Below are 12,579 nucleotides of genomic sequence, written 5' to 3'. Positions count from 1 at the left end.
GGCGTTTTATCGGCGCCGTCTTATGGATTCAGTTTATTGAGTTCCATAGGGTCGCAATGGATATTCCCAATAATAACGCAGTTTAAAATAAAAAAGGGACGATAAGAGTATGCGCTTAGAAGTAAGTTGCATCGACCGTGTGGGTCTAGCAAAAGATATTTTGGTGATTCTCGAAGGTTACGGTATTAACCTGCTGGCTATCGATGCCAGTAATCAGGGTTTTCTCTATTTACAATTTGCTGAGGTGAATTTCGATTTGCTCAGCGAGTTATTGCCACTCATTCGTAAAGTTGAAGGCGTTAATGATGTTAGAACTGTGTCATTCATGCCGTCTGAACAAGAACATTATGCACTAAAGACCTTGCTTAAAACTTTACCCGATTCGGTGTTTTCTATTGATGTGAAGGGACGTATTCGCATCATTAACGAATCAGCCATTATGACGCTAGGCATGGGTGAACATGAGGTTGTCGATGAGCCGCTCAATCATTGGGTGCAAGGGTTTAATTTTTCCCGTTGGTTAAGTGAGTCTTTGGTGCTCGCTCAGGCAACGCGAGTCAGTATTGGTCAAAGCGAATATCTGGCTGAAATGCTGCCTATCTACCTTCCCGATGAAAATGATAAAAGTATTCTGGCGGGTGCCGTTGTTTCGCTAAAATCCCCAGCCAGAGTGGGTAAACAGTTCAATGCACTGCAAAATCAGACTACGGGTTTTGAGAGCGTGCTCGCCGTGAGCGATAAGATGAAAGAAGTGCTGGTTCAGGCTAGGCGAATGGCTCAGCTTGACGCGCCGTTATTGATAACGGGTGAAACGGGTACAGGCAAAGAGCTGATGGCACGAGCATGCCATGATGCCAGTATGCGCCGCGAACATCCTTTTATTGCCATTAACTGTGCGGCGATGCCTGACAGCGCCGCCGAAGAAGAGTTGTTTGGCTATGTCAGTGGTGGCGAAGTGGTTAAGCGTGGTTTCTTTGAAGAAGCCAAAGGTGGCACCGTCTTTTTAGATGAAATTGCCGAAATGTCGAAAGCGGCTCAGGTCAAATTATTGCGTTTATTGCAAGATGGCACCTTTAGGCGTATAGGCGGTGATGTCGAAGTGCGTTCGGATGTGCGTATTATTTGTTCGACGCAAAAGAACCTTGCTGAACTCTGTCAAACCGGTGAATTTCGCGAAGATCTTTATTATCGTATCCATGTGCTCAGCTTTCATATGCCCAGTCTGCGAGACCGAAAAGTCGATGTGCTCCCCTTGACCGAAATGTTTTTAGAACACTACAGTCAACAGCTTTCTATTCCGATCCGTCGGATCTCTGCGCCTTGTCGTGAACATCTGCTCGGCTATGCTTGGCCTGGAAACGTTCGCCAGTTAAAAAATGCGATTTTTAGAGCGGTTTCTATGTGGGATGGCTCGGCAGAATTGACCGTAGACCAACTAAAATTACCCTCTTATGCTGAAGGATTCGGTTATTTTGATCATCAGTTTGAAGGCAGTTTAGATCAAGCGATGAAACAGTTTGAGGCCAGCTTATTACGCCGTTTGTATCCTGCTTATCCGAGTACTCGTCAGTTAGCTAAAAAGTTGGGGGTTTCCCATACGGCAATCGCGAATAAGCTCAGAGACTATAAGATAAGTAAACAAAAAGGGATGTAAAACCTTATTGCCAGTTGGGTGTGGTTTTCCCTCTGGAAGCGGGCAGGTAAGGCGCTAACTTGAATGGGTTTTACTCGCTGTAATGATTTGTTTACGAAAAGAGATAACACCAGAGGTAGTGTGATTTAGGTCACGCTATTTCTATCTTTGTACGCATAGGGTATTTCTATGCCAAAGTAATATTTGGGCGTACGGCAGCGACATTGCCTAGCGCTAGAGAATAAGAATTCGATAGGAGTAGGTATGAAGTTAGCAAGTTATAATAATGGCCGTCGTGATGGCCAGCTAATGCTTGTGAGTAAAGATTTGACCAAAGCGGTTGCGATACCAGCAATTGCACACACTATGCAACAGTTGATTGATGCATGGGACCTGCTCCAGCCACAACTACAAGAGCTCTATGAGGCATTAAACGCAGGGCAGTTAGATAACTGTGTCGACTTCGATGAAGCTAAATGTTTGTCACCATTGCCACGTGCCTATCAGTGGGCTGATGGCAGCGCCTATGTGAATCACGTCGAACTCGTTCGTAAGGCACGCGGTGCCGAAATGCCGGAGACCTTCTGGACCGATCCGCTAGTATATCAAGGTGGATCAGATAGCTTTATTGCACCTAAAGCCGATATCGAACTGGCCAGTGAAGCATGGGGTATCGATTTTGAGTCAGAAGTCGCCGTGATCACCGATGACGTGCCGATGGGTGTCGATACGGCATCGGCGGCCAAGCATATTAAACTGTTGATGCTAGTCAATGATGTATCGCTAAGAAACTTAATTCCAGGAGAATTGGCAAAAGGGTTTGGCTTTTTCCAAGCTAAACCATCGAGCAGTTTCTCTCCTGTGGCGGTGACGCCCGATGAATTAGGTGATAAATGGCAAGATGCTAAGGTACATTTGCCTTTGATCACCCATTTAAATGGCAAACTATTTGGTCGCCCTAATTGTGGCGTTGATATGACGTTTAACTTTAGCCAGTTGATCTCACATTTTGCGATGACTCGTCCTCTTGGTGCGGGTGCAATTATTGGTTCTGGTACTATTTCTAACTACGACCGCAGCGCGGGTTCAAGCTGCTTAGCAGAGACCCGTATGCTAGAAACCATTGCTGATGGCAAGCCTTCTACGGAGTTTATGCGTTTTGGTGACCGTGTTCGCATCGAGATGCTTGACGAGAATGAACAATCAATTTTTGGTTCAATCGACCAACAGGTTGTTGAATATAAAGCGTAAGCATCAGGTTTTGTGATAATTCGGGGCACCTTTGGTTTGCCCCGTTTTTGTAAGGAGCGGAGATGAAGTTATTGGGTTATTGGCGTTCAAGCGCTGCATATCGTGTTCGTATTGCCCTTAATTTGAAAGGCTTGGACGCTGAGTTGCAATCAGTACATTTAGTTAAAGATGGTGGTGAGCAACATTCAGCTCAATACGCAGCACTGAATCCACAAGAGTTGGTACCCACCTTAATAGAAGGCGATGATGAGTTTGTATTATCTCAATCTTTAGCCATTATCGAATATTTAGATGAGATATATCCTCAGCATCAAATGTTACCAGCAGAGCCGAAAGATAGGGCGTTAGTGCGAGCGATGGCATTATCGGTGGCTTGCGAAATTCACCCTCTAAATAATCTACGAGTGCTGCAATATCTCAGTGGGCCTTTAGGGTTAGGTGAAGAGGCTAAAACCGCTTGGTATCAACATTGGATCCATCAAGGTTTCACCGCATTAGAAAAGCAGCTCGTTGAACATTCGGGCACCTACTGTTTTGGCGATAACGTCACTTTGGCCGATCTGTGTTTGATCCCACAAATCTACAATGCCAATCGCTTCAAGGTCGATTTAACGGTTTATCCTAATATTTGCCGTATTTGGGATAATTGCCATCAGCTAGATGCTTTTGTTAAGGCGGCTCCCGAGAATCAGGACGATGCAAGTTAATTGATGTGGTTAATGGTTCGTTAGCGATTGGCCATCAAAAAGTCGACAAACGCCCTGTCAGCTAATCCGACGGGGCGCTCTTTGTTCCAAGCGATATGAAGATCCAGATATACCGCAGGAGAGAAGGGAAGTGCGCGTATGCTATCACGCTTTTCTATCACCATTTCGAGTACGCTAGTGATTGCATAACCTTGGGAAACAACCTGTTTAATTAAATTAATTAAATTGGTTTCAAATGCAATGTTCACCTCAAGGCCTAAGGCTTTTGCTTGGGACAACATCCACTCTCGATGAAAATAACCAGTTTTAAACATCACTAACTCATGCTCAAAAAATTGTGCCAGTGTCACGCATGGCTGCTCTGCGAGGGGATGGTCTTCACCCACGGCCACCACCATCTGCTCGCGAAGTAGCAAGTGACTGTCAAAGTTTGCTTGTAAGTCTTGACTAGTAATAATCGCAATATCCACCTCTTCATTTTGCAACATCCGCAGACTATCGCGAGTCCCCCCTTCAAATAATGATAGTTTTAAGTCAGGGTAGTGGTGGCGAAAAGCCATAAGTCGTGATGGCAGATAGTAGGAACCTAGCATGCCTGGCACTGCGATACGTACTTCTCCCTTGGTTAAGTTGGCCATGGATTTTATATGGGCTTCGGCTTGTTTGAGCTGTTTGATGATGAGGGTCGCGTGTTGATGCAAAGCATCGCCTTCTGCGGTCAGTGTTAAGCGGCTACCATCTTGACCGCGATAATGTCGGTTGCGATTGATAAGGGTGACCCCTAAGTCGGTTTCTAAACGCTTAATGCTTTGACTTAATGCGGGTTGCGCGATATTGAGCTGCTTAGCCGCTAGGGTAAAGCTGCCTTTAGTGGCTAAGGCATCGAAATGTTTAAGCTGCTTTATATCCATAACACCGTCACTTATTTAACCCGCATTGATGCCACATCGCGTGGCCATACTGATTGATATGATTGTCCTGATTAACCCGTGAGTTAACGATAACCCCTAATCGCCGATTTATCCATAATAAAAAAGTATGGACGTGATAGTAATAATCTATTTTTGTTATGTTTAGGCCGATGCTAGCCTATGGTTATTGGTCGGGTATATAAGTGTGTGACAGATGAGTAACCAGCAACTACAGACGCGTTTAATATGGGGACTTTCGTTGGCCTCAATCGTTGTTTATATCAATCTCTATCTCGTGCAGGGGATGCTGCCACTTGTTGCCTCAAGTTTCGATGTGCTCCCTGCTCACGCCACCTTGCTGTTGTCAGTAACCAGTTTTTCGATGGCGTTTTCATTACTCTTCTATGCCACATTATCTGACAAGATTGGCCGCAGAAAACCCTTGCTGTGGAGCCTTGCACTGCTAGTCATTGTTGATTTGGTGCTTATTTTTGTTAACGATTTCAGTGCACTTATTGCGGTTCGTTTGTTTCAAGGAGCGTTACTCGCCTCAGTTCCAGCCATCGCGATGGCGTATTTTAAGGATATGTTGGATCAATCAGTATTGCTTAAAGCGGGAGCCATCTATATTGGTGCTAATAGCTTAGGCGGTATCGCAGGCAGACTGTTAGGTGGATTAATGACCCAGTATCTTGACTGGCAACAATCTATGTTATTGCTCTGTGCAATTACGGCTGTTTTGGTGCTGGTTGCTGTTCGCTTGCTGCCTAATCGCGACAAAGTTCGCTCTGAGCGAGGCGACATCGCGCTGCGTCTTGAACGTCATGATCTTAAAGGGTTCTGGCTGCACTTGAGTGATAAGACCATGATTAAGCTCTATTTGCTCGGTGCTTTAGCATTTATGGTGATGGTTAATCAGTTCAGTTACATTCAGCTTCATTTGATGCAAGCGCCTTTTAATTGGGGACGTTTTCAAGTGACCTTGATTTTTCTGTGTTACTTAAGTGGTACCTATGCGTCTTTTTGCTCGGCTAAGTGGGTCAACAGACTTGGGCGTCAGCCACTATTTGTGATCTCGAGTTTAATGATGTGTATCGGTAGTCTCGTTACCTTATTTGATACGAGCATGACTATCATCATAGGCTTTTTGTTATCAAGTTTTGGCTTCTTTACCTTTCATAGTGTTTGTAATGCTTGGGTTGCTCAGCGCGCGCAACACCATAGAGCGAAAGCCACGGCCTTATATCTATGCAGTTACTATCTTGGTGCTGCAGTTGGTGGGCCATACTTGTTACCCTTCTGGCAGCAATGGGGCTGGAATGGCGTTGTGCTAGGCAGTTTATTAGCGCTGTCAGGTGTGGTCGTGCTGGTGGCGTTAATGGCACGCGCTAAACGACGCATGCCAGAATCGGCTATTGAGTTTATTGGATAAACGTTTTTCGGTTTAAGCCAAACTTCTGCATCTTGTCATATAAGGTTTTTCTGGGCAGTTCGAGTTGCTCCATGGTGAGCTTGATACTGCCTTTATTCACGCTTAGGGCTTCCTCTATCAGTAAGCGTTCAAAAAATTCCACTCGTTGCTGCAGTGACATATTAGTATTAAGTTGGTTGTTTTGACCCATTGATGTGGCAAAGGCGGCGTCGGCGCCAAGCAGGACATAACGTTCGGCTAGGTTTCTTAACTCTCTAACGTTACCAGGCCAATCATGAGATACAAGCTGAGCAGTATGCTCGGTACTTAATGGGATCAATGCCTTGTGATAACGGGCTGAAGCCACACGAGCGAAATGCAAAAAGAGTAGGCCAATATCTTCGCGTCGTTCTCGTAGTGCTGGAATTGGCACAGTAACGAGATTTAGGCGATAGAGTAGGTCTTGGCGGAACTCACCAGTATCACACAGTGATTTTAGGTCGACCTTAGTGGCGGCAATAATGCGGATATCGAGTTCAATACTTTTATTGGAGCCTAAACGCTCCACTTTTCTGTCTTCTAACACGCGCAGTAATTTCACCTGAAGCGACATGGGGGTGCTCTCAATCTCATCGAGAAATAGCGTGCCGCCATTCGCATATTCAAATTTACCTATACGAGTTTTGTCGGCACCGGTAAACGCCCCTGATTCTGCACCAAAAAGTTCGCTTTCGATAATGGTCTCAGGGATCGCACCGCAGTTAATGGCCACAAAATTGGCTTCACTTCGAGGGCTGTGATCATGAAGATAGCGAGCTACCAGTTCTTTACCTGTACCGGTTTCGCCCTCAATCAAAACATCCGCAGGCATATCGATCACTTGATGTATGATATGCCGCATCTGCTTTATGCCAGCACTGTGGCCCAATATGCGTGGCCCAGGTGTGCTTTGTGATTCAAGTTCACGCTTAAGGCTGCGGTTTTCTAGAGTGAGACTACGTTTTTCTAACGCGCGTTTAGCAATATCGAGCATATGTTCGTTATTGAATGGCTTTTCAATAAAGTCATAGGCACCTTGTTTAAGCGCTTGAACCGCCATGGCGATATCACCATGGCCCGTTAATAATATGACGGGGATATCTTTGTCTTGGGATTGTAAGATGCGCATTAGCTTTAAGCCGTCGATATCGGGCATGTTAACATCGGATATTATGATCCCTGGCCAGTTTTCTGGCAGTCCATTGGTTAGCAATCTGGGATCTGTTATTGATATCGCACAATAAGACTCCAACTCAAACAGCTGCACCAGCGCGGAGCCAATTAAGGGTTCATCATCGACAATAATAATGTCGCAGTGGCTATTTTCTAGATTTAGCATTAATTGTTTTCCGATGCATGAATAGGTAAAGATATATTAAAAATAGCGCCGCCTTCTGAACGATTGGCAACGGTTATTTGCCCCTGCATCGCTTCGACAATCCGTCTTGATATTGATAGGCCAAGGCCAAGCCCTTGTCGTGAACTGGTAAAATAGGGGTCGAAAATTTTCTTCATCTGACTCTCTTCAATCCCTGTACCTGTATCTTCAATCGTAATGTGTAAGCGTTCATTTTGCGTCACACCAATGATCAGCTTTTTAGGTGAACTTTGGTGCATCGCTACGATAGCATTGCTCATCAAGTTAATGAGTACTTGCTGCAGGCGAATGGAGTCACACCATATCTGTGCCTTAGTGTCTGCATTATGCAGTACAAGTTCAACACCTTGCTTATCGACTTCGGGCTGTATGATAGTGAGTGCATCGGTAATGCATGTTGCAATACTGATGGCTTTATCATTTCCGCGGCTTTTACGGGTGAAGCTTTTAAATTGTGACACGATAGCCGCAAGTCGATCGGTTAACTCGATGATGGTCATAATATTGCTTGAGACATCATCCCATTTGCCTCGAGAAAGTAAGGTTTGGGTATTTTGTGCATAACTGCGAATGGCAGCCAGCGGCTGATTTATTTCATGATTAATACTGGCTGATAAGCTGCCTATGACGGTGAGTTTTGCCGCTTGGATCAGTTCATCTTGAGTTTCTTTTAGTTGTCTATTACTGGTTTCAAGTGCTTGTGTGCGTTCTTGTACTCTTTGTTCCAACTGCTCATGAGCTTGACGCAGTTTTAAGGTGTTTTTGCGTCGCTCAACGGCATAGAGTAAGGCAACGGCAAATAGTAAATAGATAGCGCCATAAAGCATTAGCAGCGGTGGCAGTGCATTATAGGTTGGAGTCATAGGGGCCAAAATATGTACTTTCCATCCAGCATCAGCCATTGCGGCTTTGCTGTCCATGTAGTCGATAGTAGCCGCAGTGTCTGTACTGATTTGATAAATTTGGAACTTTTCGTTTAGCGTTTCGTCATAGGGCGGTTTTATTGCTAAAGGTGAGACAACGCGATTTGCATATCGTCTAGATTCTTGAATACTGATTCTTTTTTCTTCGGTTATCGGTGTGAGTGATCTGAGTCGCCAGCTGGTGCTACTCGAGAGAAAAATAATGTTATCAGGATCCGTTATGGCAAATTCATAATTGCTGGCTCTCGCCATACCTGTACTTTGCTGCTCGATTTCGGAAACATCGACTTTGACGACAATCACTCCAAGTACTTTGGCATCTGCTTGGCTGGCTTCAATGGGGTAGCTATTGGCATAGATGGGATATGAAAAATAGTATCCGCGTTTATTGGAGCTTGTTCCTACAGCGAAATAACGACCGAGTTCGCCCTTTATTGCCTGTTTAAAGTACGGGCGAAAGGCAAAGTTCTGGCCGATAAATGAGTAGCTTTGATGCCAGTTACTTGCTGCAATGGCTTTGCCATCGGCGTTAATTAAGTAGATATCAAGGGATTCGGTAATGCTTTGGATCTCTTGTAAATATTGGTTAAGCGGTTTGATGGTTTCGGGATCATCTTGCCTGAGCAATGCGTTGGCAAGTAGAGGATTAGTCGATAACACATGGGGAATGCTTTGGTAACGAGACAGGGAACCCGACAGGAAGCTAACCAATTCCTTTATCTGGGCTCGCGATTGTTGCTTGGTGTCATGATAACCGTTTTCTAAGTGAAACCAATAAGCTATACGTAAAACGACAAACAATCCTAAGGTAATGAGTAATGTGACACTGAGGTATTTTTTTGCTTTTATGTTTATTGACATTAAATACATGTCCAAATGAGAAATAGCGAGTCTGAAACAGACCACCGAAGTGGTAGCTTGTTTCAGACTCACTCAATTGTTACTCAAAATCAAGCGATTTAGTATCCATTTAACTTATCGATGTATTCTGGCAAAAACAGAGATATCTGTGGAATGTAAGTGATGAGTACCAAGAAAAACAGCAGCAACAATAACCACGGCAAACATGATTGGATCACCCAACCCATACTGCGTCCTGTTATCCCCGCTGTGACAAAGAGGTTCAAACCCACCGGGGGCGTAAGCATCCCGATTTCCATGTTAACTACCATGATGATCCCCAAATGAATAGGGTCAATACCTAGTTGTGTTGCGATAGGGAATAATATGGGTGCCATAATCAGTAAAATAGCTGAAGGCTCCATAAAATTACCTGCAGCAAGCAGGAGCAAATTGACTATGATCAGGAATCCCCACACGGGAAGGCCCATACCAACAATCGTTTCTGCAATGATATGAGGAATACGCTCAGTGGTCAGTACATGAGCAAATAGCATCGCATTGGCGATGATAAACAGCAGCATAATACTGACTTTTGCGCCATCCCTAACGACATGGCGGATCTCTTTATCAGTCGGCGTTTTTACGAATGCCAGTAGCATATAGCCAATATTTCTTATGCTCGCGCTCAATATTGGCTCTTGATCTTTACGCCATGCTACGTCTTTTAGCGGGCCAATATCTCGATAACCAAATACTGCGATGAAATAGGCGTAGACACAGGCAACGGCTGCGGCTTCTGTTGGGCTTGCTACACCACCGTAAATCGATCCTAACACGATGAAGATAAGCGCCAGACCACCCATAGCTTTAGCGCTAGAGATGGCGAGGACTTTTACACCAGGAAAGGGGCGAGACGGGAGTTTCTTAATGCGTGCAACAATGTAAATAGCCAGCATTAACAAAAGCCCCATCATTAAACCTGGAATAAGCCCTGCCATAAACATTCTGGCAGCCGAGACTTCCGTTGCAGCAGCGTAGACTAACATCACAATAGAAGGGGGAATTAAGATCCCTAATGTGCCAGATGTTGTTATTACGCCCGCAGCAAACTTCTCCGGATATCCTGCGCGTACCATTCCCACGATAACAATGGAACCGATGGCTGCTACTGTGGCAGGGGATGAGCCCGATACCGCTGCAAATAGCATACAAGCCATGACAGAGGCCATAGCAAGCCCACCACGAATATGGCCTACGCTGTCCATGGCAAAGTCGATGATCCGTCTTGCTACGCCGCCTGTCGATAAGAAGGCTGACGACAGAATGAAGAAGGGGATCGCTAATAAGGTGTAATGTTCCGATGTCGACTCATACAGCTTTAGCGCGATAGAAGCTAGCGAGTCATCCGAATAGAGTAGGATGGTCAACATGCTTGAAAAGCCAAGCGCGATAGCAATTGGCATGCCGATGAGCATGCAGAGGAAAAGGCTAATAAATAGTGTCGCAATGGTCATTATTTATCTCCCTTAATGTCAGATGAATTCTGATCAGCTTCTTGATCGATAAGATGCATACTTTCCTTGGCTTCATCTGCAAATTTAAACCCATCGGTTTGATTACGAATAATGGCTATCGCTAGCTCGATAAATCGCCATGTTAGTAATGAAAATCCAATAATAAGAATGCTTTGTGACATCCAAAGTGGTACGGCGGGTTCTTCAACGTCTATACGGAAATATTCCCATGTACTATCGGGGTCTAGCTGGCTAAATAAAAAGTGAGGAAAGTCGATATCTTCCATCGGTACGCCCACTTGATACATTTTGGCCAAGTAATCCCAGCTGCCCAGCAAAAACATGGCGCAATAGATTAGGCAGATCACGACCGCGATCAGTGAGGTGATTTTACGGTTCTTTTTATTTAGTTTACTGACGAAGGCATCGACGCCAATATGTGCGCCAACTTTTACGCCATAGGACATGCCAAAAAGAACAAACCACCCACATAGGGTAAGTGTTAATTCTTGAATCCACAAAAAACCAGTATTGAAGAAGAAGCGAGCAATAACTTCTGCAAATACCAATACCGTCATTATGGTAATTAAGGCATTTAACATGCCTTCTTCAAAATATGAAAATAAACGAGATATCATCTCTTATGCTCCTTAACTAGGAAAGAGGCCAGCAGCTGGTGGCTCAGCCTCAATGCTTTCCTATTAATTTAGCGAATAGTTCTTATTTGTTAGAAGCAACGGCGGCATCAATAAGATCTTTACCAATTTTGTCTTCAAACTGTGCCCAAACAGGTTTCATCGCACTCACCCAAGCTGCACGTTGCTCAGGGGTTAAGTAAGTGATTTCTGAGCGATTAGAATCAATAATCGCTTGTTTGTCTTTATCCACTTTAGCCGCTGCAATATCGTTACCGTAGGCAACCGCTTCATCCAAAGCTGCTTTGATCACTTTACGCTTATCACCTGGTAGCGATTTCCAGAAGGTGTTTGAAGTGACCACCATGTAATCTAGAACACCGTGATTACTTTCAGTAATATGGCTTTGTACTTCATAAAACTTCTTCGAATAGATGTTAGACCAAGTGTTCTCTTGACCGTCGATAGCGCGCGTTTGCAGTAAGGTGAAAACTTCTGAAAAAGGCTTTTTAACGGGAATAGCATCAACTGCTTGGAATTGTGCCGCTAAGACATCTGATGCCATGATGCGGAATTTTTTCCCGTTAGCATCAGTGGGTAAAACTAATGGGCTACTAGCAGAAAACTGTTTCATACCGTTATGCAGATAACCTAGCCCAACAATACCTTTACGCTTCATGGAATTAAGTAGATTTTGACCCGACTCACTCTGTTGGAAGCGATTTACTGCATCCATATCTTTAAATAGAAAAGGAAGATCGAAAATCTGTAGTTTTTTGGTGTAACGTTCAAACTTTGACAGGGAAGGTGCGACAAACTGTACATCATTGAGCAGTAGTGCCGACAACTCGTTGTTGTCACCAAACAGCTGTGAATTGGGGAACACGTTGACTTGGTATTCGCCAGGCAGACGTTGCTCTACTAGCTCTTTAAATTTTAGGGCCATTTGGCCTTTTGGGGTATTTTCGGCCACCACATGTGAGAACTTAATCTCGACGGGCTCTGCGAAAACAGAAAAGCTCGCACTGAATAGTGTTGCCAGTGCGGTAAATTTTAACATTTTTTTTAGTGAATTTAGGTCAGTACAGGTGTTGAGTAAAGTCATTTTATTATCCTTTATATTGTTAATCCTTCGGGCTTTTTAATGCCAAGGAAGGTTAGCTAACTGATTAACTCACTAGAAGTATAGGCAAGGAACAGGCCATGAATGTTATATTTATGTAAAAAACTAAAAATCAAGCAGTTGTGATTTTGTGGCAGGTTTATCGTTGATTGGTCTGGGGCAAATACCGCCAGTTTACTTTGATGAAATGGGTGGGTAGCCACCCATTAAC

Annotated in this window: 10 protein-coding genes; 4 read left to right on the top strand and 6 right to left on the bottom strand. The window is 44.4% G+C overall.

Going from position 1 to position 12,579, the window contains the following annotated elements:
* Positions 1–109 precede the first annotated feature (109 nt).
* From tyrR to maiA, 3 genes are all read left to right on the top strand, one after another.
* Positions 110–1,654 (top strand): transcriptional regulator TyrR, encoded by a 1,545-nt coding sequence (gene tyrR, locus K0I62_RS12605; protein WP_220068454.1) that lies wholly within the window; start codon positions 110–112, stop codon positions 1,652–1,654.
* Between the two features lie 243 nt (positions 1,655–1,897).
* Entirely contained in the window at positions 1,898–2,884 is a 987-nt protein-coding gene (locus tag K0I62_RS12600) for a fumarylacetoacetate hydrolase family protein (protein ID WP_220068453.1), read from the top strand.
* Positions 2,885–2,946: 62 nt separating this feature from the next.
* Entirely contained in the window at positions 2,947–3,591 is a 645-nt protein-coding gene (gene maiA, locus K0I62_RS12595) for a maleylacetoacetate isomerase (protein ID WP_220068452.1), read from the top strand.
* Between the two features lie 20 nt (positions 3,592–3,611).
* Here the strand turns inward: maiA and K0I62_RS12590 are convergent, their stop codons facing one another.
* A complete protein-coding gene (locus K0I62_RS12590; protein WP_220068451.1) occupies positions 3,612–4,502 on the bottom strand; it encodes a LysR family transcriptional regulator in 891 nt (296 codons plus the stop codon).
* A 214-nt stretch (positions 4,503–4,716) separates the two neighbouring features.
* Here K0I62_RS12590 and K0I62_RS12585 point away from each other — a divergent pair, with 214 nt between their 5' ends.
* Complete coding sequence (locus tag K0I62_RS12585) at positions 4,717–5,934, top strand: MFS transporter (RefSeq protein ID WP_220068450.1); 1,218 nt, start codon at positions 4,717–4,719, stop codon at positions 5,932–5,934.
* Here K0I62_RS12585 and K0I62_RS12580 read toward each other — a convergent pair.
* The 5 genes from K0I62_RS12580 to K0I62_RS12560 form a co-directional block, all read right to left on the bottom strand.
* Positions 5,924–7,291: a sigma-54-dependent transcriptional regulator gene (locus tag K0I62_RS12580; RefSeq protein WP_220068449.1), complete on the bottom strand. Its 1,368-nt coding sequence runs from the start codon at positions 7,289–7,291 to the stop codon at positions 5,924–5,926. The two genes, K0I62_RS12585 and K0I62_RS12580, sit on opposite strands and share 11 nt — an antisense overlap.
* A complete protein-coding gene (locus K0I62_RS12575) occupies positions 7,291–9,123 on the bottom strand; it encodes an ATP-binding protein (protein WP_434086851.1) in 1,833 nt (610 codons plus the stop codon). Before K0I62_RS12575 ends, K0I62_RS12580 begins: the two co-directional genes overlap by 1 nt.
* An 89-nt stretch (positions 9,124–9,212) precedes the next feature.
* Positions 9,213–10,610, bottom strand: coding sequence for a TRAP transporter large permease (locus tag K0I62_RS12570; protein ID WP_220068447.1), 1,398 nt, complete (start codon positions 10,608–10,610; stop codon positions 9,213–9,215).
* Entirely contained in the window at positions 10,610–11,248 is a 639-nt protein-coding gene (locus tag K0I62_RS12565; RefSeq protein ID WP_220068446.1) for a TRAP transporter small permease, read from the bottom strand. The genes K0I62_RS12570 and K0I62_RS12565 overlap by 1 nt, the downstream gene beginning before the upstream one ends.
* Positions 11,249–11,330: 82 nt before the next feature.
* Positions 11,331–12,350, bottom strand: coding sequence for a TRAP transporter substrate-binding protein (locus K0I62_RS12560; protein ID WP_286670316.1), 1,020 nt, complete (start codon positions 12,348–12,350; stop codon positions 11,331–11,333).
* Positions 12,351–12,579 lie beyond the last annotated feature (229 nt).

Source organism: Shewanella psychrotolerans (assembly GCF_019457595.1).
Taxonomy (GTDB): Bacteria; Pseudomonadota; Gammaproteobacteria; order Enterobacterales; family Shewanellaceae; genus Shewanella; species Shewanella psychrotolerans.
Note: the sequence above shows the minus strand (reverse complement) of the source record. Positions and strands in the feature narration are given on the sequence as shown.